At 70.9% G+C, this 22,381-nt stretch carries 24 protein-coding genes and 1 pseudogene; 9 read left to right on the forward strand and 16 right to left on the reverse strand.

Annotated features, from left to right (window positions below; all coding sequences use genetic code 11):
• Positions 1 to 191: 191 nt before the first annotated feature.
• Together ACX9MN_RS10120 and ACX9MN_RS10125 are read right to left on the reverse strand one after the other, a co-directional pair.
• Positions 192 to 577 (reverse strand): annotated as a pseudogene (locus ACX9MN_RS10120) (type 2 periplasmic-binding domain-containing protein); the annotation flags it as partial.
• A gap of 126 nt (positions 578 to 703) precedes the next feature.
• Complete coding sequence (locus tag ACX9MN_RS10125) at positions 704 to 991, reverse strand: hypothetical protein (protein WP_489724325.1); 288 nt, start codon at positions 989 to 991, stop codon at positions 704 to 706.
• Positions 992 to 1,455: 464 nt separating this feature from the next.
• On the opposite strand from ACX9MN_RS10125, the gene ACX9MN_RS10130 reads away from it, so the two are divergent.
• Positions 1,456 to 1,686, forward strand: a complete 231-nt coding sequence (locus tag ACX9MN_RS10130; protein ID WP_489724326.1) for a hypothetical protein — start codon at positions 1,456 to 1,458, stop codon at positions 1,684 to 1,686.
• An 11-nt stretch (positions 1,687 to 1,697) separates the two neighbouring features.
• Here the strand turns inward: ACX9MN_RS10130 and ACX9MN_RS10135 are convergent, their stop codons facing one another.
• The 3 genes from ACX9MN_RS10135 to ACX9MN_RS10145 all read right to left on the reverse strand — a co-directional run bounded on the left by ACX9MN_RS10135 (position 1,698) and on the right by ACX9MN_RS10145 (position 3,593).
• Positions 1,698 to 1,838, reverse strand: a complete 141-nt coding sequence (locus ACX9MN_RS10135; RefSeq protein ID WP_012319948.1) for a hypothetical protein — start codon at positions 1,836 to 1,838, stop codon at positions 1,698 to 1,700.
• On the reverse strand, positions 1,838 to 2,083 hold the full coding sequence (locus ACX9MN_RS10140) for a membrane-bound lytic murein transglycosylase EmtA (protein WP_026604999.1): 246 nt from the start codon (positions 2,081 to 2,083) through the stop codon (positions 1,838 to 1,840). The genes ACX9MN_RS10135 and ACX9MN_RS10140 overlap by 1 nt, the downstream gene beginning before the upstream one ends.
• 292 nt (positions 2,084 to 2,375) lie before the next feature.
• Entirely contained in the window at positions 2,376 to 3,593 is a 1,218-nt protein-coding gene (locus tag ACX9MN_RS10145) for a flagellin N-terminal helical domain-containing protein (RefSeq protein ID WP_489724327.1), read from the reverse strand.
• Positions 3,594 to 3,954: 361 nt separating this feature from the next.
• Here ACX9MN_RS10145 and ACX9MN_RS10150 point away from each other — a divergent pair, with 361 nt between their 5' ends.
• Together ACX9MN_RS10150 and ACX9MN_RS10155 are read left to right on the forward strand one after the other, a co-directional pair.
• Entirely contained in the window at positions 3,955 to 4,524 is a 570-nt protein-coding gene (locus ACX9MN_RS10150; protein ID WP_020093585.1) for a glycosyltransferase family 2 protein, read from the forward strand.
• 49 nt (positions 4,525 to 4,573) lie between these two features.
• A complete protein-coding gene (locus ACX9MN_RS10155) occupies positions 4,574 to 5,371 on the forward strand; it encodes a glycosyl transferase family 2 (RefSeq protein ID WP_091683346.1) in 798 nt (265 codons plus the stop codon).
• A gap of 53 nt (positions 5,372 to 5,424) precedes the next feature.
• Here ACX9MN_RS10155 and ACX9MN_RS10160 read toward each other — a convergent pair whose 3' ends face one another.
• The 3 genes from ACX9MN_RS10160 to ACX9MN_RS10170 all read right to left on the reverse strand — a co-directional run bounded on the left by ACX9MN_RS10160 (position 5,425) and on the right by ACX9MN_RS10170 (position 9,457).
• Positions 5,425 to 6,636, reverse strand: coding sequence for an ATP-grasp domain-containing protein (locus ACX9MN_RS10160; RefSeq protein WP_489724328.1), 1,212 nt, complete (start codon positions 6,634 to 6,636; stop codon positions 5,425 to 5,427).
• Positions 6,637 to 6,825: 189 nt separating this feature from the next.
• Positions 6,826 to 9,138, reverse strand: a complete 2,313-nt coding sequence (locus ACX9MN_RS10165; protein ID WP_489724329.1) for a Tex family protein — start codon at positions 9,136 to 9,138, stop codon at positions 6,826 to 6,828.
• A 76-nt stretch (positions 9,139 to 9,214) separates the two neighbouring features.
• The gene (locus tag ACX9MN_RS10170) at positions 9,215 to 9,457 is read right to left on the reverse strand and encodes a hypothetical protein (protein WP_489724330.1); all 243 of its coding nucleotides are present in this window, start codon (positions 9,455 to 9,457) and stop codon (positions 9,215 to 9,217) included.
• A 427-nt stretch (positions 9,458 to 9,884) separates the two neighbouring features.
• On the opposite strand from ACX9MN_RS10170, the gene ACX9MN_RS10175 reads away from it, so the two are divergent.
• Positions 9,885 to 10,085, forward strand: coding sequence for a hypothetical protein (locus ACX9MN_RS10175; protein ID WP_020093590.1), 201 nt, complete (start codon positions 9,885 to 9,887; stop codon positions 10,083 to 10,085).
• Between the two features lie 23 nt (positions 10,086 to 10,108).
• Here the strand turns inward: ACX9MN_RS10175 and ACX9MN_RS10180 are convergent, their stop codons facing one another.
• The 3 genes from ACX9MN_RS10180 to ACX9MN_RS10190 all read right to left on the reverse strand — a co-directional run bounded on the left by ACX9MN_RS10180 (position 10,109) and on the right by ACX9MN_RS10190 (position 14,242).
• The gene (locus ACX9MN_RS10180; RefSeq protein WP_020093591.1) at positions 10,109 to 10,276 is read right to left on the reverse strand and encodes a hypothetical protein; all 168 of its coding nucleotides are present in this window, start codon (positions 10,274 to 10,276) and stop codon (positions 10,109 to 10,111) included.
• Between the two features lie 185 nt (positions 10,277 to 10,461).
• Positions 10,462 to 12,621: a glucans biosynthesis glucosyltransferase MdoH gene (gene mdoH / locus ACX9MN_RS10185; protein ID WP_489724331.1), complete on the reverse strand. Its 2,160-nt coding sequence runs from the start codon at positions 12,619 to 12,621 to the stop codon at positions 10,462 to 10,464.
• A gap of 52 nt (positions 12,622 to 12,673) precedes the next feature.
• The gene (locus ACX9MN_RS10190) at positions 12,674 to 14,242 is read right to left on the reverse strand and encodes a glucan biosynthesis protein D (RefSeq protein ID WP_489724332.1); all 1,569 of its coding nucleotides are present in this window, start codon (positions 14,240 to 14,242) and stop codon (positions 12,674 to 12,676) included.
• A 167-nt stretch (positions 14,243 to 14,409) separates the two neighbouring features.
• On the opposite strand from ACX9MN_RS10190, the gene ACX9MN_RS10195 reads away from it, so the two are divergent.
• From ACX9MN_RS10195 to ACX9MN_RS10205, 3 genes are all read left to right on the forward strand, one after another.
• A complete protein-coding gene (locus ACX9MN_RS10195) occupies positions 14,410 to 15,003 on the forward strand; it encodes a ribosome hibernation promotion factor (protein ID WP_026605000.1) in 594 nt (197 codons plus the stop codon).
• 144 nt (positions 15,004 to 15,147) lie between these two features.
• Positions 15,148 to 15,615, forward strand: a complete 468-nt coding sequence (ptsN, locus tag ACX9MN_RS10200; RefSeq protein WP_020093595.1) for a PTS IIA-like nitrogen regulatory protein PtsN — start codon at positions 15,148 to 15,150, stop codon at positions 15,613 to 15,615.
• Complete coding sequence (locus ACX9MN_RS10205; RefSeq protein ID WP_020093596.1) at positions 15,615 to 15,941, forward strand: hypothetical protein; 327 nt, start codon at positions 15,615 to 15,617, stop codon at positions 15,939 to 15,941. Before ptsN ends, ACX9MN_RS10205 begins: the two co-directional genes overlap by 1 nt.
• A 26-nt stretch (positions 15,942 to 15,967) precedes the next feature.
• Here the strand turns inward: ACX9MN_RS10205 and ACX9MN_RS10210 are convergent, their stop codons facing one another.
• The 3 genes from ACX9MN_RS10210 to ftsE all read right to left on the reverse strand — a co-directional run bounded on the left by ACX9MN_RS10210 (position 15,968) and on the right by ftsE (position 18,553).
• The gene (locus ACX9MN_RS10210) at positions 15,968 to 16,744 is read right to left on the reverse strand and encodes a YdcF family protein (protein WP_056528310.1); all 777 of its coding nucleotides are present in this window, start codon (positions 16,742 to 16,744) and stop codon (positions 15,968 to 15,970) included.
• 151 nt (positions 16,745 to 16,895) lie between these two features.
• Positions 16,896 to 17,864, reverse strand: a complete 969-nt coding sequence (locus ACX9MN_RS10215) for a cell division protein FtsX (protein ID WP_489724333.1) — start codon at positions 17,862 to 17,864, stop codon at positions 16,896 to 16,898.
• Positions 17,861 to 18,553: a cell division ATP-binding protein FtsE gene (gene ftsE / locus ACX9MN_RS10220; protein WP_020093599.1), complete on the reverse strand. Its 693-nt coding sequence runs from the start codon at positions 18,551 to 18,553 to the stop codon at positions 17,861 to 17,863. Before ftsE ends, ACX9MN_RS10215 begins: the two co-directional genes overlap by 4 nt.
• Before the next feature lie 181 nt (positions 18,554 to 18,734).
• On the opposite strand from ftsE, the gene ACX9MN_RS10225 reads away from it, so the two are divergent.
• The gene (locus tag ACX9MN_RS10225) at positions 18,735 to 19,511 is read left to right on the forward strand and encodes a zinc-ribbon domain-containing protein (protein ID WP_489725220.1); all 777 of its coding nucleotides are present in this window, start codon (positions 18,735 to 18,737) and stop codon (positions 19,509 to 19,511) included.
• Positions 19,512 to 19,633: 122 nt separating this feature from the next.
• On the forward strand, positions 19,634 to 20,575 hold the full coding sequence (locus ACX9MN_RS10230) for a helix-turn-helix domain-containing protein (RefSeq protein WP_091683334.1): 942 nt from the start codon (positions 19,634 to 19,636) through the stop codon (positions 20,573 to 20,575).
• A 5-nt stretch (positions 20,576 to 20,580) separates the two neighbouring features.
• On the opposite strand, the gene ACX9MN_RS10235 is transcribed toward ACX9MN_RS10230, so the two are convergent.
• Together ACX9MN_RS10235 and ACX9MN_RS10240 are read right to left on the reverse strand one after the other, a co-directional pair.
• Positions 20,581 to 21,708: a glycosyltransferase family 2 protein gene (locus tag ACX9MN_RS10235; protein ID WP_489724334.1), complete on the reverse strand. Its 1,128-nt coding sequence runs from the start codon at positions 21,706 to 21,708 to the stop codon at positions 20,581 to 20,583.
• A 149-nt stretch (positions 21,709 to 21,857) separates the two neighbouring features.
• Positions 21,858 to 22,265: a thioredoxin family protein gene (locus ACX9MN_RS10240; RefSeq protein WP_132366535.1), complete on the reverse strand. Its 408-nt coding sequence runs from the start codon at positions 22,263 to 22,265 to the stop codon at positions 21,858 to 21,860.
• Positions 22,266 to 22,381: the final 116 nt, after the last annotated feature.

The following is a 22,381-nucleotide window of genomic DNA, read 5'->3' on the forward strand; positions in this document are numbered from 1 at the left end:
CCCACATGCGTCTTCGCGTGTGTCTTGCGGTGCGTCTCGGCGCGCCTTCGTTCTCCGATACCGTTATCCGATCCTGCGGAAAACGGTCCCGGTCAGTTTGCCCGACGCATCCTCACGATGCGACCGCGCCCCGTCGCCGTACTTCGTTTTCCGGTCCTTGTGGAATCTCTGCCGTTCAGCGGCGCGCGAATCCGCGCCAGCAGGTCGGCCGGCTCGTGGATGCGGGCCGCCCGAGCGGGTTGCGGAGCGGCGTGACGGTTTCCTAACCCTGCGGCATCCGCACCGGACCTTCGCCGCGGGGCAGTCCTGAGACGTTGTCGGCGTCGAACGCGTCGGTGATGAGGCGGGCATAGTCCATGCGGGCAGCGAGCCGCACCCCGAAATCCGGATGGGCGCTCAGGAATTGCGCCAGCCGCAGCGCCACGAGGTCGAAGGCGCGGTTCGACTCGGCGGAGGCGCGCCCGACATGGTCGCACGACGCCTCTCCGGCAGGGGTCCGCGGGATGCCCTGACCCACCTGCTCGAACAGAACGACGCCCAGCGTCTCTTCCGTCCTGCGCGATGCCCGACTGACTGCGCGCGGGGGAGAGGTTGGACGGCGGAGAGGGGTACGGACGGCCTCATTCCGGGCAGGATGGGCCCGCGACCGGTGCCGCTGGGATCGGGCCCGGGCCGGCGATACGCCGGTCGCGGCGCGCCGGGATCAGGCCGACCGGTGGCCGCGGACCCGGACCGGCGCGGCGGCCGGGACGATCTTGCCCTGCTGGGCAACCTCGCAGAGGACCGCCACCATCGCGTCGGCCTGCGTCTCGAGGTCGGGCGGCCCGACATCGTCGCGCGTGTTACGCCAGGCGATGAAGATGCAGGCCAGGATAGCCGACGCGCTGGCTGCCAGGGGTGCGATGATCAGCGCGGCGAGGGCGCTCACCGGCGCCAGGATCGTGGCTGTCGCGAGACCGCTGACGATGGCTGCGGCTATCAAGACGATCATCGGAGCCTCGCCCGATCTGCGTGGCCGGATCCCGTGCCCGTCCACCGTCCTAGGATCACGTCACAAAGGTTTACGCTTCGTTAACGGGAAGCTTCCATCCGCTAATTCCTTGGCAGCTGTCTCGCCGATTGCTTGACGATCGCCCGTTCAGCGCCCGCAATGACAGGTCGGGGCGCGGATTCGTGGCCCCGGCTCCGGTCTGCCGGGTCGCGCAACACGACGAGCTGCGCCGTGGCCGGCCCGATCGCGGACGCCGGCACGCCGGTGGCGCCGGACTGTGCGGAGACTGTTCACGCCTTCGTGAGGCTACGCGCTGCAATCCGCTCGCGCAGCGTGTCGACCACATGCCCAGAAGTGTTCAAACTGATACGATCGGATCAGGCCTAGTACAGGGCGATCCCTTGCTGCTCAGGGTTGGGCAATGATAGCCCTTGCGCGCCCGGCGTGTAGGAATTCTGTCTCCAATGGCCATCGATGTTCGAGCTGTCGCGCGCCTGCGCGAGATCGCAGCCGTCATTGGCTGTCCGGTCGAGGCCTTCTACGGACCGGATGGCGAGGCCGTCGACCTCGGCATGACGCACGAACTCTTTCGCCTCTGGCACGCGATACAGGATCCGAAAGCGCGTCAGCGCGTCCTGAACAGCGCGCGGCGTGAGGCTCTCGGCGACGCGGTCCCCAAAACGGCCGCCGAATAGCCGCCGCGCCGTCAGCGCCCCTGTGCGATCCAGCCCAGGACCGTCGCGCAGCGCTCGGCCTGCTCGCGGGTCAATCCCGACGCGACGGCGGCGCCGTTGCGGTAGACCACGAAGGTCCCGTCGTCGGTCGCGCGGATCTTGACGGACGCCATCACTCGGCTCCCGACGTGAGAGCCCGGAGCTGGGAGAGGCCGGCCGCGGTGATCTGCCAGACCGCCACTGGACCACCCGGATCCTCGAGCGGGTCGATCCGCCGGAGATGGCCGGTGCTCTCGAGCGCCGTCAGCCGGCTGTGGTCGCCGGGCCAGGACGCGTCCGCCCTCTGACGGATCGTGATCTGGTAATCACGTGCCTCCGCTGCCTTGTTGAGGAGACGGCGCTGGTGGTTCACTCGCATCGGCACTCCGGCTCAGCTCGGGTCGGTACGCAGTAACTACGGACAGGCTGGCCGATACGGTTAAGCTTGGCAACCCCGCGGTCGCAACGGGCTCTGGATCGTCCTGTTCAGAATGCGTGCGATGCGAGGGCCGCCTTCCCGCGTGGATTCTCCTCGGCGCTCCGTCGAGCCGGGGCGGTTGCCGGCGCGACGTCGGCTTCGGATGCCGCGCTCCACGATCGCGGGCGCGGACATAGAGAGAGGCCGGCCGGGTTGCCCCGGCCGGCCTCTGGCGCTTCGCGGTGCGTTTCGCTTACCGCAGGAGCTGGAGAACGCCCTGCTGGGCGGAGTTGGCCAGCGACAGGGCCGAGATGCCCATCGACTGGCGGGTCGACAGCGCCTGCGAGTTGGCCGCCTCCTGGTTCAGGTCGGCGTTCGTCAGGTTGGCCGAGCCCGTCTGCAGCACGTTGATCAGCTGCTTGGAGAAGTCCTGGCGGTTCTGAACCACCGACAGGTTCGAGCCCAGGGAGCTCGCCGCGGAGGTCAGCGAGTTGCCGGCGCTGGTCAGGGTCGACAAGGTCTTGTTGACGTCGGCGTTCAGCAGGAAGTTGCCAAGGCCGTTCTGGCTCGACGAGTTGTTCGAGCTGGTGATCGACGACAGGCCGAGACCGCTCGCCGTGGCGTCGACCGAGGCGACGTTGAGGGTCGAGCTGCCGGTGTCGTTGAACTTGATGTTCAGGTCATTGCCCTTGCCGGCAATGAGGTTGACGCCGTTGTAGCTGGCGTCGCCGGCGAGCTGCGTGATCTGGTTGAGCAGGTTGTTGTACTGGTTGGCCAGCGAGGCGCGCTGCGTCACGCCCGAGATCGACAGGTCGCTGGACACGACGGTGCTGGCGGCGGTGCCGTAGGTCGAGGCGGTGGTGGCCGAGGCGGTGAAGCCGAGCGCCGTCTGGCTGCCCGAGTTCTGGAATTCCACGTCCGCCTGAGCGTTCAGGACGATCTTGGTGCCGGTGCTGTCGACCGAGAAGATCGCGCCGGCGCCGAACGAACCGCTCGAAGAGGTCGAGGCCGAGCTGACCGCAGAGTTCAGGGCCGCGACGGTGGCGCTGATGCTGGAGGAGGCGGCGACCGTGGCCGAGACCGAGGTACCGTTGATCGTCATGAGCACCGTCTGGGAGGCGGTGCTGGCGCTGTAGGCGTTGGCGGCGGTGCCGGTGGTGGAGAGCTGGGTCGAGAGCGCTTGGTTGGCGATCGACTTGGCTTGGTCCACGAGCTTCTGGATCGAGGTGATGCCCTGGTTGGCGGCCTGGATCGACTGGATACCGTTGGAGACGCCGTCGAGGAGGGAGTTCAGGCTCGAGGAGCGTCCGTCGAGGGCCTGGGAGGTGAAGAAGTTGGTCGGGTTGTCGAGGGCGGAGTTGACGGTCTTGCCGGTCGCGAGCCGGTTCTGGGTGGTCGCCATCAGCTGGGCGGTGTCCTGCAGCGAGAGCAGGTTCTGACGCGTGGCGGCCGACAGGGTGATCGAGGACATAGGTCTTATCTTTCTGATTTGATGCACCCGTTTCTCGGGTACGCCAGTAATCGCCCTCCAAACGTTTCGCGGGGGTTAAATCAATTGCCGACTCCGAGTGCGTCCGAAGTGATCGTTAATGAATCGATCCTTGAAGCGCTAAGTATTTACGGATCGCGGGGCGTGTTCAAGATCCATTAACCATCCGCAGCCATAAGCTGTGACGCAAACCAAGTCTGTCGCGCCTGCCCGACCGGTGCCGATCCGGTTCGGTCGGCGCGGCGGGTACGGGGCGCACCTTGCAGGGAGCTCAGATGTGATCGCTCAAGCGTCCGGTGATGTTGGCGCCGCGACCCCTTCCGCGTCGCCGAAGTTGCCCCATGTGGCGATCGCGATCCCCTGCGGGACCATGGTCCACGCGGACTTCGCCGTGAGCCTCGGATCGATGATGCACTCGCTCGGCGAGATGCCGATGTCGATCGTAGTCGGGAAGTCGTCGATCGTCGCCGATGCCCGCAACCTCGGCCTCGAATACGCGCAGAAGTACGGGGCGGAGTACGTCCTGTTCATCGACAGCGACATGACCTTCCCGAAGGACGCACTCCTCAAGCTCCTCGTGCGGCAGGTCGACATCATCGGCGCGACCTATTCCCGCCGCACCGCCCCGTTCCACTTCCTGGGCGACATCCTCCCGGAGCAGCCGGCCGACGCGCCGAAGGGTCTGCTGGAGATGTCCCGGATCCCGACCGGCTTCCTGCTGATCAAGTCCACGGTCTTCGAGAAGCTGAAGAAGCCCTATTTCCGCTTCCGCGTCGACGAGGAAGCCGGCGTGAACATCGGCGAGGACTTCGACTTCAGCGACCGGGCACGCGCCGCCGGCTTCCGGATCTGGTGCGATCCGTATCTCAGCAAGGAGCTCGGCCATATCGGCGAGCAATCCTTCAAGCTCTGACAGCGTTCCGCGCCGCGGCGCGCGACGCCCGACACGGTGAGGCGTGGGAATGAGGATCGCGATCATCACGCCGTCGAGGCTCAAACCCTCGACCCTGGCCGGAAAGGCCGGCCAGTACTTTTTGGAGCACGCGATCGCGAGCGCCAACGCCCAGGAGCTCGACCGGCCGGCGACGATCCACTTCTTCGTCGGGATCGACCCCGGGATCGAGATCCCGGCGCGGCTCGCCGCGCACCCGCAGGTCACCTTCGCGCGCGGCCCGCAGAGGGGCCAGATCCCCGCGCTGAACGCTGCCATCGCCGCCGTCGACGACAGCTGGGACCTCGTCGGCTTCCTCGAGGACGATGATCACTGGCTGCCCGCCTATCTGGGCTTCGCGCTGAGGGCCCTCGAGAGCTTCGATTTTGTCTCCTCGACGCAGCTCGAGACCGACGAGGCCGGCGAGGTGGTGCGGATCAACGACTTCGCGACGCCGTCGGGCTGGCTGATGCGGCGGACCACCTTCGCGCAGGTCGGCGCGATCAGCCCGGCCGCGAAGTGGCACTACGACAACGAGTGGCTCGGCCGCCTCGCCGAGACCGGCCTGCGCCGCGCCCACCTCGTCGAGGCGACGGCGCCCGTCACGCTGCAGGACGCGATCCAGGTCCGTCCGTGGCTCGCCAACGTCCTGCGCAACGGCGGCCCCAACGTGCAGCTCGTGCGGCACGGTTTCGTCCTGCCGCTGGTGTGCCGCCTCGTGCATCCAGGCTCCGGGACCTCGGATGTCGGCTCGGGCGGCACCTCCAAGGCCGAGAGCAACGCCGAGTACCAGCGGCTGGTCGACCGCTTCGGTCGCATCCCCTGGTGAAGGCGCCGGGTGAAGCACCCGACGCCCGCAGCCCCCGTCCCGAGGCGGCCGACCTAGGCGGTCCGCCGCCGAGCCCGCCCCCGCAGCGCGTCCTGGAACGCGGCGAAGACCCGGCGCATCTGCGGGGCCTTGTAGGGAAACAGCTCCACCGAATCCATGTCGTGGACGACCATCCCGGTATCGGCCTCGAAGATCAGCAGACGGCCGTCCGCGCTCTCGGCGCAGTCGATGATCAGGTAATCGAGGCCGATCCTGCGGTGGATCTCGGCGAACGCGGCGCGGTGGCGCTCGGCGAAGTCGGTGTCGAACGTGGCCATGGCGGCGGCCTCGACCTGCCGCTTCACCGGATCCTCCAGCATGCCGGCGTTGAGGTAGTGGATCATCCAGTGGTCGCGGATGGCCATGTGGCAGAGGTAGGGCACACCGTCGATCAACACGACGCGTAGCTTGCGGTAGAGGCCGTCGGCACCGCGATAATCGCAGAACTGCGTGACGTAGTACGCCTCGGCATCCGTCTGCGCGAGGTAGAGATGCAGGTCCTCCGCCCGGTCGATCTTCTGGAGGTCGTTGCCGGCGTGCGTGTCCAGGGGCCGCACGAGGAGCGGGTAGGTCGGGCCCTCGGCTCTGCGGGACGCCGCGGCGCTCAGGATGGAGCGGCTCACGCGGACGACCTCCGGCGCCAGGATCCCATCCGCCCCGCGGAGCGCGTCCGCGATCCCGTGGCGGGACGTCTTGAGGACGTGGCGCGGGTGATTGACGATCGGCCGCGTCCACTGGTCCGCCGCCGCCGCGAGGGCTTCCAGGAGCGGCTCGGCGGTCCGCGCGTAGGCGATGCCCGTGACGATGACGTCGTGCGCCGGCAGGTCGTGCGGGACCGGCTCGCCGGGGCGGAGATAGAGGTAGGTGAGGCCGAAATCGCCGTCGTTCAGCAGGAAGTCGATCGGCGTGTTGGCCATGAGGTCGCCGGCCGTGACCAGGACGAGGACGCGGATCCGCGCCTGATCCGGGTTCGAGCGCAGCGAGAAGACCCGCTGTCCGTCCAGCACCTCGCTCTGGAGCGCGAGCCCCTCGGTGAAGCGGTGCTTCAGCAGCAGGATCGTCGCCATGTCCAGCGCCGTCCCCGCGTCGAGGGCGGAGTCGCCGCCTTCGGCGAGGATTTCGGCGGCCAGGGCGGCCATGTCGGCGCCTTCGAAGGCCGCCCGGATCAGGCGGGCCGGGCCGATCATCGGGTTCGGGTTGTCGATCCCCGCAACGTGCGCTTGCATCAGAGCCTCCGAGCCGTGGGGTCGCCGCAGCGATCCCGGAACCGCGATCAGGTGTTTCGAATCGCGCTCCGCGGCACGACGCCCGCACTCTGACCGCACGGAGGTTTACGAAGCGCTAACCATGTTCTCGGTTCACCGGCGGCAGTTCCGGCCGCGACGCGGAGGCCGTGCGCGCGCGTCAGGCGTGCCTCACTCGCGCCGCGGCGCGGCGCCCGCGCGCCGGAGAGCGTCGGCCAGCGCCCCGCCGGGGGCCGGACCCGGGCTCGGTCGGCTCCGCGGCGCGTCCTGCCGGGGCTCGGCCGTCCTCCGGGTCTGCTGGCCCGGCTCGACGGGATCGTCGAGCCGCAGCGACAGCGCGATGCGCTTGCGCGGGACGTCGACGCTGAGGACCAGCACCCGTACGACCTCGCCGATCCGGACGACCTCGGTGGGCGACGCGATCCGCCGCCGGGCCATCGCCGAGATGTGGACGAGCCCGTCCTGGTGAACGCCGATATCCACGAAGGCCCCGAAGGCCGCGACGTTGGTGACGACACCCTCGAGCTGCATCCCGGGCTTCAGGTCCCCGATCGTCTCGACGCCCTCCTGGAAGCGCGCCGTCTTGAATTCCGGCCGCGGGTCCCGCCCCGGCTTCTCGAGTTCGGCGATGATGTCGCGCACGGTCGGCAGGCCGAAGCGCGCGTCGACGAAGGGCTCCGGCGCGAGGCGGCCGAGGAGGGCGGTGTTGCCGAACAGGACGTGGATGTCGCTCTTCGTCGCCTGGAGGATGCGGCGGACCACCGGATAGGCTTCCGGGTGGACGCCAGACCCGTCGAGCGGGTCGTCACCGCCCTGGATGCGGAGGAAGCCGGCGGCCAGCTCGAAGGTCTTCGGGCCGAGCCCCGGGACCTTCTTGAGCGCCGCCCGCGTGCGGAACGGGCCCTGGGTGTCGCGGTGGGCGACGATCCGCGCCGCCATCGCGCCGCCGAGGCCGGAGACCTGCGCCAGCAGGGCCGGGGAGGCGGTGTTGACGTCCACCCCGACCGCGTTGACCGCGTCCTCCACCACCGCCGAGAGCGACCGCGACAGCTTCGCCTCACTCACGTCGTGCTGGTACTGCCCGACGCCGATCGACTTGGGGTCGATCTTGACCAGTTCCGCCAGGGGATCTTGGAGGCGCCGGGCGATCGACGCGGCGCCTCGATGGGACACGTCGAGGTCGGGCAACTCCTTGGCGGCGATCTCGGAGGCCGAGTAGACCGAGGCGCCGGCCTCGGAGACCACGACCTTCGCCAGCGGCAGGTCCGGGTTCGCCGCGATGATCTCCGCGGCGAGGCGCTCGGTCTCGCGGGACGCGGTGCCGTTCCCGACGGCGAGAAGTTCCACGCCGTGCAGCCTGCAGAGCCGGCCGAGCGTCGCCACGGCCTCCCGCCAGCGCCGCTGCGGCTCGTGCGGGTAGGTCGTCTCGACCGCGACGACCCGCCCGGTCCGATCCGCCACCGCGACCTTCACGCCGTTCCGGTAGCCCGGATCGAGCCCCATCGTCGCCCGCCCGCCCGCCGGGGCGGCGAGGAGCAGGTCCTTGAGGTTCCCGGCGAAGACCGACACGGCCTCGTCCTCGGCCCGCTCGAACAGCCGGCCGCGCAGGTCCTGCTTGATCCCGGCCCGGATCTTCGTCCGCCAGGCCGTGCGCACCGTGTCGAGGAGCCAGGCATCGCCGGGACGCCCCCGCGCCGCGATCTCGAAGCGGCGGCAGATCGCCGTCTCGAAAGGCCCGGGAAGGCCCGGCGCCGACTCCTCTCCCTCCGCGGCGAAGCCGACGTCGAGCACCTCTTCCCGCTCGCCGCGGAAGATCGCCAGGATCCGGTGCGAGGGCATGCGCTCCAGCCGCTCGCTCCAGTCGAAGTAGTCCGAGAACTTCGCCCCCTCGTTCGCCTTGCCCTTGCGCACCTGCGAGACGAGTTGGCCGGTCCGCCAGTAATCCGCCCGCAGGCGCCCCACGAGGTCGGCATCCTCGCCGAAGCGCTCGATCAGGATGGCGCGGGCGCCCTCCAGCGCGGCCTCGGTGTCCGGCACGCCGCGCGCGTCCGACACGTAAGCGGTCGCGACCGCTTCGGGCGCGCGGTCGGGACGGCTCAGCAGGGCCTGGGCCAGCGGTTCGAGGCCGGCTTCGCGGGCGGATTGCGCCTTCGAGCGCCGCTTGGGCCGGAAGGGCAGGTACAGGTCCTCCAGCCGCGCCTTCGTGTCGGCGGCGTCGAGGGCCGCCGCCAGGGGCGGGGACATCTTGCCCTGGGCCGTGATGCTCGCGACGATCGCGGCGCGCCGCTCGTTGAGATCGCGCAGGTAGGACAGGCGCTCCTCCAGCCTGCGCAGCTGCGTGTCGTCGAGGCCGCCCGTATTCTCCTTCCGGTAGCGCGCGATGAACGGCACGGTCGCGCCGCCGTCCAGGAGCGCGACGGTGGCCGCGACCTGCGCCTCCCCGACACCGAGTTCCTCGGCGATCAGAGCGTTCACGGATTTCATGGGTTCTCCGACTGGGGGCGCGGCGACGGACGGGCTGCCTGGGTGGAGCGCCAAGCCGTCGGAAACAAGGCACCGGTCAGGGGCGCGGCTGCGCGTCCGCTCCGGCCTCGGCCTTTACGGCCCGGGCACAATCCAGGATGCGGTGCTGGGCATCGGGATCCTTGATCGAGAACCACAGGGTCAGCAATTCTTCGGTCATCGAACGGTCGTCCTGCGGGTCCGGATCGAAGAAGACGTCGACCGAACATCCGAGAGTTTCGGCCAGATCGCCGAGAAGGCGGCGCGACCGTTCGTTCGGGACTCTGCTGTGATCTGCCATCACGTCGATCCGCCTCGCAGCGCCACCGGGTGCTGCCGCCAGAATGCCCTCGACCCCGCCCGCAACGGGTCAGAGCATCGAGATCCAGACAATCCAGTCAAGTCCGCGCGTCGCAGGCCCGTCGGGGCGTCGGCAGCGCGGATGCCGAGGCGGCCGTCACGGGGCCAGCGCAGTTCCTGGGGATAGCTGGCCGGCTGTCCGCTCATCCTGGCACGGACTTCGCATCCGATTATTCGGGTCAGATCTCGATGGATAGCTGGCACGATGCTGAACCATCGATCTCCCCGCGCTCCGTCCACGAAGACAATAGTCTTCAGCGGAAGTTCGCGGCGGCCGGCGCGCCTTGACGGTCGCGAAACAACGTCATCCGGATGTCACCCGCGGATGCAAGTCTTTCGCTTCGCATGTCCCGGACAGGGAGGCGCCCGTGCAATTCGAGATACGAGAGCGTAGCCGGTCGCTGTGGTCCTGGGTTCTCGTCAACGAGACTGACGAGCCCGTTCTCGAATCGCGACGCAGCTTCCCGTCCCGCGCCCAGGCCACGGCGGCGGCCCTGGCCTTCTCCCAGCTCGTCTCCCGTGCGGGGCGCAGCCTGGGCGGCGGCCCGCGTCAGGTCGGATTCCTCTGACGGTAGCTTGCTCCGGTCCGGTGTCAGGTCGTCCGGATCCGGTGGCGCACGAGGCTCACGAGACTCGTGGCGGCGATGACGCAGCCGACGCCCATCGCGCCGAGGCAGCTGATGGTGCGGATCGGCTCGCCGCGGGCCAGGACGATGGCCACCGCGAGCGGCAGGAGCAGGAACACGAACAGGAGGGTCATGACCGGATCCGAATGACGATGCGCGAATCTAGGACCCGAATGGTTAATCACTTCTCACGGCTCGGTCCGGCTGGCGGCCTCGGTGGACCTCGCGATCGGGGCGCACCGACACGTCTTCGCGAGCGGCGCTGAGCGATCTCGGGCGCGCGCCGCGACCCGTCACTCTGCGGGCGGACGGACCGCGATCACCGTTCGCGCGCGTCGAGGCGGACGAGACGGTCGACCAGGGCCCGGTCGTGCAGGAGCGCCATCCGCTCCTTCGGCGAGAGCCACGCCTGCGCCTCCGTCACCGTCTCGGCCTCGCAGATCTTGGCGGTGGCCAGGGTCTGGTCCGGATCGATCGCGCCCCGGGGCCGCCGCTGTCCGAGGGGAAGCATCCGCGTGTGGGCGCGCGCGAGGTCGGGATCGGCGTGGAGGGCCGCGAGGGCATCCGTCTCGTCGAACCCGCGCTCTGCATTGCGGGCCGCGAGGGACGCGGCGCGGACCGCGATCTCCGGCGGGGTGGCCTCTTCCGGCGTGGCGAGGAGCAGGCGTCGCTTGAGCGCCAGGCCTAGCCCGAGCTGGCCGCTCGCCCAGGAGATCGGGATCGCCAGAACGAGACCCAGGATCGTCGGGCTCATCCAGAGGAACAGCGAGGTGGCGATCGCGAAGGCGGCGACGCCCGCCACCAGCCCTAGCAGCGTGTGCCAGCGGTGACGGACGACGATGTCGCGCAGCGGGATCGAGCCGTCGTCCCGCCGCTGCGGGTTCCAGCCCGTGTCCCGTCCGAGCAGGATGCCCATCACGGAGCCCGACTGGATCACCATCGCCACCGGCGCCACCAGGGCGGACAGCAGGATCTCGACGAGGCTCGACAGGACGAGCCGTCCGGCGCCGCCGCAGGCGCGCCGCACCGGACCGTCCAGCAGCGCCAGGATCAGGCCGAGGAACTTGGGTGCCAGCAGCACCGCCATGGTCAGGCCGAACAGCTGGAGCGCGCGGACCGGATCGAAGCGCGGGAAGACCGGCGAGAAGCCGGCGCCGCCGAAATAGTCCGGCCGCTCCGTCGCCGTCTGGAGCACCAGCAGGATGCCGACCACCAGCTGCAGCAGCCACAGCGGTGAGGCGAGGTAGCCGGCGATGCCGGTGGCGAAGTGCTGCCGCGTCGCGGGATGCAGCCCGGCGGCGCCGATCACCCGCGCGTGCTGGAGATTGCCCTGCGCCCAGCGCCGGTCGCGCACCGCCACGTCGATCAGCGAGGGCGGGCTCTCCTCGTACGAGCCTGGCAGGCGATGGAGCATGTACACCGCCCAGCCCGCCCGGCGGATCAGGGCGGCCTCGACGAAGTCGTGGGACAGGATGTGTCCGCCGAAGGGCGGCTTCCCGGGCAGGTCCGGCAGGCCGCAGGAATCCGCGAAGGCGCGGGTCCGGATGATCGCGTTGTGACCCCAGTAGTTGCCGTCCCGGCCCGACCACGCGGCGAGGCCGGCGGCGATCACCGGGCCGTAGATCCGGGCCGCGAATTGCTGGAGCCGGGCGAACAGGGTGTTGCGGTTGATGATCAGCGGCAGCGTCTGGATGATCCCGGCGTCCGGGTCCGCCTCCATGGCGGCCGCGAGCGCCACGACGGCAGATCCGCTCATCAGGCTGTCGGCGTCCAGCACGAGCATGTGGTCGTAGCGCCCGCCCCAGCGGGTGACGAAATCGCCGATGTTCCCGGCCTTGCGGTGATGGTTCTTCGGCCGGTGCCGGTAGTAGAGCCGGGCCTCGGGGCCGAGCCGGCCGCGCAGGTCGAGATAGGCCCGCTCCTCGGCGATCCAGGCATCGGGCTGGGTGGAGTCCGACAGGACGAACCAGTCGAAATGATCGCCCAGCCCGGTCGCCTCGACCGCCTCGCGCATGGCCTCGATGCCCGCGAAGGTGCGGGCCGTCGCCTCGTTGTAGACGGGCATCAGGACCGCGGTCCGCGTGCGCAGCGCGGCCGGGTTCGGCGTCGGCCGGGGCCGGCGCAGCAGCGTCGCGAAGCCGAGCACCGCGCTGGTGAAGGCCAGGGCGATCCACGAGAAGGTCAGGCAGAACAGGACGACCAGCACGAGCTGGAGGGCGGTCGGGCTGCCGGAGACCGACACGGTCTCGACCATCTGCCAGCCGCCGAAGGCCGTGAGCGCCAGGGCGCCGCCGAACACCAGGATCCGCTCAGGCCAGGGCGTCCGGACCCGGCGCTCCGGCCGGTGACCGAGCCCCGGATCCCAGCGCGCGAGATCCTGGACGGGCATCGACAGGGGGGCCTCGGGCGGCAGATAACGGCCGCCGTCGGTCACGGTCTCGCGCCCGGAACCGGCGTCCGTCGCTGGCGGCAACATCATGGTCTCGTCCAGTCGCACGGGGGAGGCCGTTCCTCAGCAATCGGGTCGGGGTTCAGGGTGTCCAGCGAAACAGCCAGGTCTCGCTGGCCCGGGCCTGGCCGCGCCGGAGCGCGAGACGCAGCTCGCTCGCGCGCTCGCTCCCCGGATCGAGCTCGAACAGGATCCGCAGCGTCTTACGATCGGGGTACCGAAACCGTTCCTGGCGCGTGATCGTCCCGGCCGAGGCGCCGAGGTCGACGTCGATGTCGCCGGGCTGGAACAGCGCGTCGCCCTCGAAATCGACGGCGAAGAGCCGGCGGTTCCCCGTGCTGCCGTGGCCGCAGCGGCTGTCGCGCACCCGGGCGATCTCCGGCGGCAGCGGGTCCGGCCAGCCCTTGGACCAGTGCTGCCGGCACTGGAAGCGCATCTCCGCGCCCTTCGCGAGCTTCGCCTTGGGCCGCCAGTAGGCGAAGACGTTCTCGTTGAGCTCGGAATCGCTCGGGATCTCCAGCAGCGTGACCGCGCCCTCGTTCCAGTCGTCGAGGGGCTCCAGCCAGAGGGACGGACGCTGCTCCCAGTGGCGCCGGTCGTCCTCGAAATCGTCGTAGGCGCGGGCGCGCTGCATGAGGCCGAAGCCCTTGGGCCCGCGATCCACGAAGGCCGAGACCTGCAGCGCCTCGGGATTGTGAACCGGGCGCCAGATCGGCTCGCCGTAGCCGTTGTGGATCGCCAGGCCCTCCACCGAGAAGGCCGCGGCGCGCAGGTCGTCCACGCGGTTCCGGTCGAGGGGCCCGAACAGGTAGCTGCCCTGCATGCCGCCGAGACCGATATGGTCGAGTTCGGCGCGGGCGAAGACCGTCCCGTCGATCTGCGCCGTGGAGACGTCGCGGCCCGGCGTCAGCGTGATCTTGAACGCCGCGGTCGCCGATTCCGATTCCGCGAGGGCGTGGACGATGACCGGCTGGCCCGCCCGCGGCGCCTCGACGAACAGGGCCCGGAACAGCGGGAATTCCTCGCCGCGGGAATCCGCCGGCCGCAGGGCGAGCGCCCGGGCGTTGATGCCGAAATCCTGACCCTCGGCGACGAGGCGGAAGAACGAGGCGCCCTGGAACAGGGCGAAGTTCGACAGCCCGTCGGCGCCGTCGAACCGGGCGCGCAGGCGGAAGCCCGAGAAGGCGGTGTCGGCGGTCAGGTCGGGCAAATCGAGGCCCGGCGCCGCGATGGCGGACTTGTCGTACCCGACCGACTGCACCACGCCGTTCTCCACGACGAACAGCGACACCGGCGTCTCGAAGATCGAGCCGCGCAGCAGCGGCTCCAGGACGTAGCCGGCATTCCGGTCGGCCCAGACCGCGCGGCCCTCCGCGGGACGGATCGCCTCGTAGGCCTCGCGGGAGAGGTTCTTGAGAACCGTCGGCACGTCGCCGGTCTTCAGGGCGGCGTAGGGGGCGGCGGCCCGGGCGCGGGCGAGGTCGGTCAGCGTGCCCGCCGCGAATGCCTCGCCGGCGCCGGGCATGGCCGGGGCCTTCTCCGGGTCGGCCGCCCGCGCGGCTGCCGGGAGCAGTCCCGCGGCAGCGCCGAGCGCGCCCCCCAGGACGGCGCGGCGTGTCGCGGTGGCGGAGAATCCGGGGTCGATCATCATGCAGGCGGTCGTCTCACGTCGCAAGGCAAGGTGCCGGAGGCCCCGTGTATACGGACAGGCCGGCTGAACCCAGCGTTAAGCAAGCGCTTGAACCGCAAGGGGCTCCGTTGACTTAACCCGAGCCGGCTCTCTAATTCGGCCGACTGCATCGGAACGGGGGAGGCAGCATGGGATCGTTGCGAGTGACTGGCCACGGCGTGGATCTCGGCGAGAGTCTGCGCGGCCGCGTCGAGGAACGGATGTCGGCGATCCAGGCGAAGTATCTCGACTCGCACATGCACGATTCCTGCAACGGCCACGTCACGCTCCGGCGCGACGGCACAGCCTTCCGGACGGATTGCGTCCTGCACCTCGTCTCTGGCCTGACGATCGAGGCCAACGGCTTCGCCCACGACGCGCGGTCGAGCTTCGAGCAGACCGCCGAGCGCCTGGAGACCCGTCTGCGGCGCTACAAGCACAAGCTGAAGCAGCACGCGACCGGCCCGGGGGACGACGCGGCGGTCGAGGCCGCCTACGCGGTGTTCGCCGCCCCGGAGGTGGAGGAGGACGACGCCGCCGAGGGCGACGCCCACCCGCCGATCGTCGCCGAGAGCACCAAGACTCTCCAGCGCCGCACCATCGGCGAAGCGGTGACGGCCCTCGACATGACGGGATCCCCAGTGGTTGTGTTCGTCCACGCTGGCACCGGCCGCGTCAACGTCGTATATCGGCGGAGCGACGGAGCGATCGGCTGGGTGGACCCGCCGAACGCCACCGAGTGACGCCGCGGGTCGGGAGGAACGGAGCCGGAACCGGCTGGTTTCCCCGCTTATTGAATCTGGTGGGGGCGCGGCCGGAACGGTCGTCGATGCCCCTGCGACGAGGCCCGCTTCCTCGCGAACGGGCGACGGGGCAACGGTCGTTCGATGCCAGTTCTGGAATTCCTCGACCCCGACTCGGTCGTGCCGGCCCTGCGCGCCCGCGCCAAGAAGCAGGTGCTGCAGGACCTCGCCGCGCAGGCGGCGCGGCGCCTGCCCGCCCTCGGTGAGCGCCCCGTCTTCGACACGCTGCTCCAGCGCGAGCGGCTCGGGTCGACCGGCATCGGCGACGGCGTGGCGATCCCGCACGGCAAGCTGCCCGGTCTCGACCGTCTCTTCGGGCTGTTCGCGCGCTTCGACCGGCCGGTGGACTTCGAGGCGCTCGACGGCCAGCCCGTGGACATCGCCTTCCTGCTGCTCGCGCCCGAGGGCGCCGGCGCCGATCACCTGAAGGCCCTCGCGCAGGTCGCCCGCATCCTGCGCGAGCCGGGCATGCTCGCGCATATCCGGGCCGCCCGGGACGCCGGCGCGCTCTACGCGCTCCTGACGCGCTCGACGGCACCGCAGGCCGCGTGATGATCCAGAGCTTCCGAACGGCCGCCGCCCTGACCCTCGCGGCCGGCATCTCCGGCGCCGCCGCCCAGGGCGAGACCACCTGTGCGCGCGACGTCCTGGTGGCGCAGTCGATGCAGCGCCAGGCCCTCGAGCAGCTCGAGCAGGCGGACGGGGACGACGCCAAGAACTGCCGCGTCTGGCGGCGCCACGTGGAGACGATGCGCCGCGTGGCGAGCGTCTACGGTCGCTGCCTGTCCGGTTCGGAGCGCGGCGAGCGCCTCGCCCAGGTCCAGGGGTCGGACCGCGAGTTCTCGGCCGCGATCAAGGCCCGCTGCAAGGGGCTGTAGGGGCGGGCGTGGCGCGCGCCGCGCCCTCAATCCACGCCGCGGAGCATGAGCGGCTCGGCCACCATCTTCACCGGCTTGCCGCGCCCGATCAGGATCGCCGCGCGGGAGCGTTCGGGATCGGCCTCGAAGCGCGTGCGGACCCAGCTGACCAGGAACTTCATGTATTCGGAGGCCAGGAGGCGCGCGGCCGGCGGGTTCTGCCACCAGCGATCGGCATCGAAGGCCTCGCTCACGACCGGATGCGGCAGGACGCGGTCGCTGTCTTGGAGGGCGTGGTCGAGTTCGACCAGCGTCCGCGGCATGTGGTAGTTCGAGGTCACGACCGCCACGGTGCTGAACCGGTGCGCGCGCATCCAGCGGCGCGTCTCGATGGCGTTCCCGATCGTGTTGCGCGCCCGGTAGTCGAGATCCACGCAGCAGGCGATCAGGGCGCGCTGGGTCGGGTTCAGCCGGGCGATCTCGTCGCGGCTGGTCCGCTCGTTGACCCCGGTGATGAGCAGGCGCCGCCCGTAGCCGCCGGCGAGCAGGTCGATCGCGTCGCCGATCCGCTGGGCACCGCCGGTCAGCGCGACGATCCCGTCCGCCCGGTCGGTCGGCGTCCGCTCCTGGCGGGCGAGCGCGCCGACGAACACGAGAAACCCCGCGAACAGGGCCAGCATCCCGAGCCCGGCGCCGAGGCCGCAGGTCCAGAGCGCGATCCGCCGCCGGTCGCGCGGGCGCGCGGCGGCGCGGCGCGGGAGACCCCACTCGTGCCAGGCCCAGCCGACGGCGTCGGTCGAGGGCGGATCCGATGCGCGCAGCATACGCGTGGTCATCCTCCGGAGAATCGGCGCCGATTGCGGCGGCTCGGAGGCCGGCGCGGTCGGCTGTTTCCACACCGCAACGATAAAGTTTCCAGATGGTAAACGCGCTCGGAAGACCCCCTATTTCCACGTCTTCGTGACGCAGCAGGGATCAGGCCAGGAAGCGCCGCACGGTCACGCGCGAGACGACGCCTGTGACGAGGGACGCGATCACGCCGATCAGGATCACGCTGGCGTAGCCGCGCAGGCCGATATGGAACGCGCCGAACAGCGCCTCGACCTCCTGACCGGCCGGTCCGGAGCGCGCGGCCCGGGCGAGGAGCCCGGCGATCACGAAGGCCACGAGGGCCAGACCGGCGCCGATCGCGCCGCCGCGCAGGCCCAGGCCGAAGAACCGCCGCTGGAACGCGCGGGCGATGTAGTCGTCGTCGGCGCCGACGAAATGCAGCACTTCCACCACCTCGCGGTTGCTCGCCATGGCGCCGCGTGTCGCGAAGGTCACCGCGAGGCCGGTGGCGATCAGGACGAGCAGCACGAGCCCGATCCCGATCCCCACGAAGGCGTTGGCGGCGGTCGAGAGCCGCTGCAGCCAGAGCGCGTGGTCGTCGAGGCTGGCGACGCCCGGCAGCGCCTCGACGAGGCGTGATCGCAGCCGCTTCAGGTCGGCCGCCTGGCTGCTGGAGAGCTTGAGGGCGATGAGCCGCGGCACCGGCAGGTCGGACAGGTCGAGCCCGGTCCCGAGCCACGGCTCGAGCAGGCGCTCCGCCTCGGCCTTGCTGAACACCCGCGTCTCCGCGATCCCGGGTTCGGCCTTGGCGATGCCGTCGGCGCGCGCGACGTCGGCGTCGACGTCGCGGCCGGGACCGGGCCGGACCTGGATCGTGACCTCCCGCGCCACGTCGCCCTGCCACTGGGCGGCGTTGGTCGCGACCATCTCGGCCGCGCCCGCGCAGAGGCCGGCGAGGAAGGTGAGGATCGCGATGACCGCCGCGAGGGAGCGCCCCGCCGCCGTGTCGGTGGGCACCAGCGGCGCGTTGCGGCGCAGGTTGGCCGGCGTCGACGGGTCGGGCGGCACGGCCGATCCACCGGCCTTCGTCCGCGGCATCGCCTGAGTACTCATTCCTCGATCCGCAGCCGGCCTTCGCCCAGGACCATCCGGCGGGCATCGACGGCGTCCATGATGCCGAAATCGTGGGTGGCGATGATGACCGAGGTCCCGAGCTTGTTCAGCTCCAGGAACAGGCGCAGCAGCCGCCGCCCGAGGCCGGGATCGACGTTGCCGGTCGGCTCGTCCGCGAGCAGCAGGTCGGGCCGCGCGATCAGCGCGCGGGCGATGGCCGCGCGCTGCTTCTCGCCGCCCGAGAGCAGCGGGGGCAGGGCGTGCATGCGCTCGCCGAGGCCGACCCAGCGCAGCAGTTCCACCACCTCGGCCCGGTAGCTGGCCTCGGCCCGGCCCTGGACGCGCAGGGGCAGGGCGACGTTCTCGTAGGTGGTCAGGTGGTCGAGGAGCCGGAAATCCTGGAACACCACGCCCATCCGGCGCCGGAGCCCGGTCAGCGCCTTCGCGGAGATGTCGCTCACCTCCTCGCCGAAGATCGAGACGAGCCCGCGGGTCGGCCGCACCGACAGAAGGATCAGGCGCAGCAGCGTCGTCTTCCCGGCGCCGGACGGGCCGGTCAGGAACTGGAAGGAGCGCGGCGCGATGCGGAAGCTCACGTCGGACAGCACCTCCGGCCCGAGGCCGTAGCGCATGCCGACATTCTCGAACTGCACCACCGGCCGCTCCGCGCCGGGCAGCAGGCTCTTCATGCTCGCCTGTAGGTTCAAAGCCGTGCCGTATCTCGTCTGTCCGTCCCTCGGGAATCGCCGGAGCGGCGGGCGTTTTCAAGGCCTCGGGGATTTCACGGCCCCTTAACCCTGTTCGGGCACACTTCTTCAAGCAATTCACAGTCCGGCCCGGTCGCGGCCGATCGATGCGAGTATGGCGCGGATGCTGATCGCCTGCCCGAGCTGCGCGAGCGAATATCGCATCGACGCCAGCAAGGTCGGCATGGAGGGCCGTTCGGTCCGCTGTGCCGCCTGCCGCGAGACGTGGTTCATCTCGCCCGCCGACGTCCTCGCCGGCCACGAGGCGGAGCTCGCCGCGCAGGCCGAGACCGATCCCCTCGCGGACGCGGCCTGGGAGGAGGCGACCGCCTCGGTGCGGAATGCCACCGACGTTCCGGCGCCCGAATCCCGACGGTCCGCCAAGCGCAAGTCCGCCGGGAAGGCCGCCGGGAAGGCGCGCCGCGCGATCCCGGGTCTGACCCCGTCGCTGGCTCTCGGCCTGACACTCCTGGCGGCGATCCCGCTCGTCTGCCTCGCCCGGACCAGCGTGGTCCGGGCCGTCCCGCAGACCGCCTCCCTGTTCGCGCGCATCGGCCTGCCGGTGAACGTGCGCGGGATCGAGATCCGCGACGTCGTCGCCTTCAACAACCCGGCCGAGGACGACAGTCACGCGGAACTCGTCGTCGAGGGCGACCTCGTCGGCGTCGCGCGCTCGGACGCGCCCGTCGCGCCGCTGAGCGTCGAGATCCGCGACGCCGGCGGTCGGACGATCAAGACCTTCACGGTCGCGCCGCCGCGGACGATCCTCGCCGCGACCGAGACCGCGCGATTCCGCGCGAGCCTGCCGTCGCCGCCGGCCGCTGGGCGGGCGGTGGTGCTGCGTTTCGCCGACGCGTCCGCGACCCGCTCCGACCCTCGAGTGGCGGCGGCGGATCGGTGAGGCGGGTCCGCGCCGGTCATTAGCTCAGGTCACGCCTCTCCCGCGGATCGGCAACCTTCTCGACGGCGTCCCCGTTGCGGGCGTGAGCGTCGGCCGACGTCGGCGCATGGGATCGCCGTGCCTTGAGTGTTCGCGAAACCGTTCCCATCGTCGTCGAGACGACCGACTCGGTCGATCAGAAGCGCGCCTTCGACTACTGGCGCAGCACGGCACTGGCGCGCGTCGACGCGACGCCGCTGGCACCCGACATCCCGTTCGCGGCGGGCCGCCGGCTCGCGATCACCCGTCACGGCGCGATCCTGCACACCCTGAGCAAACCGATCGGGGTCGAGCGCACGACGCAGCACGTGCGCCGGGACGGGCGCGACGACATCGCGATCGTGCTCCTCGTCCAGGGCAGCGGCTACATCGAGCAGGGCAACAGCGGCGCCGTGCTGGGCGCCGGCGACATCGCAGTCCATGCCATGGACCAGCCCTTCGCGATCGGCAGCCGCGATTCCTACGAGGAGATCCGCCTCCAGGTGCCGCGCGCCGCCTTCGTGAGCCAGGTCGGCAGCGTGCACGCCTTCGCCGGGCGCGGTCTCCGCGCGACGCCGCTCAGCGGCCTGTTCGCGACCTATCTGCGGTCGTTCTCCGAGACGGTCGGCGGTATGTCGGAGGCGGAAGCCGGCATCGCCCTCGAGGGCGTCCTGCACCTGCTGCGCGCCCTGGCCGACCGCCAAGGCGAGACGGCCGGCGACGAGCTGTCCGGGGACGCCGTGCGGGCCCTGGCCCTCGCCCATATTGAGCGCCGACTGCACGATCCCGCCTTCGGGCCGGAATCGCTGCCGACGGCTCTGCGGGTCTCGCGAAGCCGCCTCTACGCGGCTTTCACCGGCGACGAGGGCGTGGCGGCGAAGATCCGCGACGCCCGGCTCGACCGGGCCTACAGGCGGCTCCGCGGCGGCACGCGGATCGGGTCGGTGATGACGAGCTGCGGCTTCACCGACGCGGCTACCTTCAGCCGCGCCTTCCGCCGCCGGTTCGGCGTGGCACCTCGGGACGTGCTGGAACGCCGCCCCTGACGGAGTCAGATGCGGCTGCCGCGCGGGTCGGAGACCGTCCGCCCGGGCGCGACCGCGCCCGCGAGCCGCTGCGCCACGCCGATCAACCCCAGGCCGAGGCGGATCGCGACGACGCCGACCCGCGCGATCCGGATCTGCCCGGGCAGCTGGCGCGGGCCGATCGGGCGGTAGGCGAGGCGCGGGCTGGCGCGCTCCGCCTCCGCGATGGCCTGACCCAGCGGGAGGGACGCGATGCGCCGCGCCTCCGGCGGAACGATGCCGATCGCCCGCGCCCAGCCGTCGCTCCGCGCGAGCGCCCCGCGCCCGTGCATCTGGCGGAATCGCCGCCGCCAGAGGTAGCGCCGCACGGCGCGCGGGAAGGTCTCCATCCGGGCATCGCAGAGCGCGTCGGGCTCCTCGCAGCGGGAGCGGATCGTGTCCGCCACGCCGCCCGGCGCGCGCCCGGCGAGGCGGGCCGAGATGGTCACGCAGACGTCGGTGGCGTGCCGGACCCGCAGCCCGTGCTCCAGCAGCCGGGCGATGAAGGCGCCGTCCTCGCCGAGCGGGATCTCGGGCATGCCGCCGACGGCGAGGTACGCGCTGCGGGTCACCGCGAGGGTCGCGCCGATCGCGGTCCGGTGGCAGGGCCAGGGGTCGTTCGGATCGGGATCGATCCGCGCCTCGACCTCGGTGATCAGGGCGTCGTAGGTGTCTTCCAGCCGGCCGCGGGCGGGGAGCGAGGGCGGCAGCAGCGCCGCCTCCGCCGCGTCGAGCTCGACCCGGCCGGCCACAGCGTCGGCCCCGGCCTCGATCGCCGCGCGATTGCGCGCCACCCAGTTGGGCGGGACCCGGCTGTCGGCGTCGGTCGACAAAATGATCCCCGCATTCCCCGCATCACCCAGCCAGGCGGCGGCGGCGTCCATGGCCCGGCGCCGGGCCCATCCGGCATGGGCGCCGGAAAAATTCTCGACGGACACCCGGACCGGGATCGACAGCGTCGGCACCAGCGCGGTGACGAGGGCCTCGGTGCCGTCCGTGCAGTTGTTCAGGAACAGCACGAGCCCGACGCGCCCCGATTCAGCACCCTCCTGGGCGTCGATCGCCCGCAGGCACGCGGCGATCCGCTCCTCCTCGTTGCGCACGGGCACCGCCACGATCGCATCGGGACCCGGGACGTCTGACAAAGGGGGGCTCGACACCGGTGATCATCTCCGCCGGACCCGTCGTGCGGGTCTGGATCGGGCTTATGCCGGAGCTTCCCTGAACGGGACCGGACCGGGGAGATCCGGCGACGCGCCGTCGGTCAGAGGGTCTTCTCGACGAGGCCCTCGATCCATTCCGGCTGGGTCTCGCCGACCGAGCGGCCGACCTCGGTCGCGCCCTTGTAGGCGATCAGCGTGCTCTGCATCCGCACGTTCAGGCGGCGCAGCAGCTCCTTCTGGCTGTCGAAGTCGATGTCGAAGATCTGGAGATCCTTGAAACGCGGCTCGGCCGCGAGTTTCGCGAGGATCGGCTTCTGCGTCCGGCAGATCGGGCACCACGGGGCGCTGACCGCGATCAGCACCGGCTTCCCGCCCTTCTGCGCGGCCTCGAAGGCCGCGTCCGAGAACGGCCGGGTCTCGCCCGCCAGGGCAGCGGTCGGGACCTCGAGCAGGGCCGGGCCGGCGAGGGCGAGGCCGACGAGCGCGAGGACGTGACGGCGGCTCTTCATGGCGTGCGATCCTCCCGCGACCCCGTCGGCGCGGGGGGCTGCTGGTGGCGGGATGCTACGTCGCGCGCCCGGCCCCGTCCCTGTGACCTGTGCGCCCCAAAGACGGAAAGCCCCCG

The organism is Methylobacterium sp. 1A (genome assembly GCF_058072805.1).

Excerpts from the sequence above, each read along its gene's own strand:
- ACX9MN_RS10190 (WP_489724332.1), bottom strand. The coding sequence starts at position 14,242 with ATGATGATCGACCCCGGATTCTCCGCCACCGCGACACGCCGCGCCGTC.
- ftsE (WP_020093599.1), bottom strand. The coding sequence starts at position 18,553 with ATGAAGAGCCTGCTGCCCGGCGCGGAGCGGCCGGTGGTGCAGTTCGAG.
- ACX9MN_RS10155 (WP_091683346.1), top strand. The coding sequence starts at position 4,574 with ATGAGGATCGCGATCATCACGCCGTCGAGGCTCAAACCCTCGACCCTG.
- ACX9MN_RS10145 (WP_489724327.1), bottom strand. The coding sequence starts at position 3,593 with ATGTCCTCGATCACCCTGTCGGCCGCCACGCGTCAGAACCTGCTCTCG.
- ACX9MN_RS10130 (WP_489724326.1), top strand. The coding sequence starts at position 1,456 with ATGGCCATCGATGTTCGAGCTGTCGCGCGCCTGCGCGAGATCGCAGCC.
- ACX9MN_RS10180 (WP_020093591.1), bottom strand. The coding sequence starts at position 10,276 with ATGACCCTCCTGTTCGTGTTCCTGCTCCTGCCGCTCGCGGTGGCCATC.
- ACX9MN_RS10140 (WP_026604999.1), bottom strand. The coding sequence starts at position 2,083 with ATGCGAGTGAACCACCAGCGCCGTCTCCTCAACAAGGCAGCGGAGGCA.
- ACX9MN_RS10215 (WP_489724333.1), bottom strand. The coding sequence starts at position 17,864 with ATGAGTACTCAGGCGATGCCGCGGACGAAGGCCGGTGGATCGGCCGTG.
- ACX9MN_RS10170 (WP_489724330.1), bottom strand. The coding sequence starts at position 9,457 with ATGGCAGATCACAGCAGAGTCCCGAACGAACGGTCGCGCCGCCTTCTC.
- ACX9MN_RS10240 (WP_132366535.1), bottom strand. The coding sequence starts at position 22,265 with ATGAAGAGCCGCCGTCACGTCCTCGCGCTCGTCGGCCTCGCCCTCGCC.
- ptsN (WP_020093595.1), top strand. The coding sequence starts at position 15,148 with ATGCCAGTTCTGGAATTCCTCGACCCCGACTCGGTCGTGCCGGCCCTG.
- ACX9MN_RS10135 (WP_012319948.1), bottom strand. The coding sequence starts at position 1,838 with ATGGCGTCCGTCAAGATCCGCGCGACCGACGACGGGACCTTCGTGGTC.
- mdoH (WP_489724331.1), bottom strand. The coding sequence starts at position 12,621 with ATGATGTTGCCGCCAGCGACGGACGCCGGTTCCGGGCGCGAGACCGTG.
- ACX9MN_RS10125 (WP_489724325.1), bottom strand. The coding sequence starts at position 991 with ATGATCGTCTTGATAGCCGCAGCCATCGTCAGCGGTCTCGCGACAGCC.
- ACX9MN_RS10165 (WP_489724329.1), bottom strand. The coding sequence starts at position 9,138 with ATGAAATCCGTGAACGCTCTGATCGCCGAGGAACTCGGTGTCGGGGAG.
- ACX9MN_RS10195 (WP_026605000.1), top strand. The coding sequence starts at position 14,410 with ATGGGATCGTTGCGAGTGACTGGCCACGGCGTGGATCTCGGCGAGAGT.
- ACX9MN_RS10160 (WP_489724328.1), bottom strand. The coding sequence starts at position 6,636 with ATGCAAGCGCACGTTGCGGGGATCGACAACCCGAACCCGATGATCGGC.
- ACX9MN_RS10225 (WP_489725220.1), top strand. The coding sequence starts at position 18,735 with ATGCTGATCGCCTGCCCGAGCTGCGCGAGCGAATATCGCATCGACGCC.
- ACX9MN_RS10210 (WP_056528310.1), bottom strand. The coding sequence starts at position 16,744 with ATGCTGCGCGCATCGGATCCGCCCTCGACCGACGCCGTCGGCTGGGCC.
- ACX9MN_RS10205 (WP_020093596.1), top strand. The coding sequence starts at position 15,615 with ATGATCCAGAGCTTCCGAACGGCCGCCGCCCTGACCCTCGCGGCCGGC.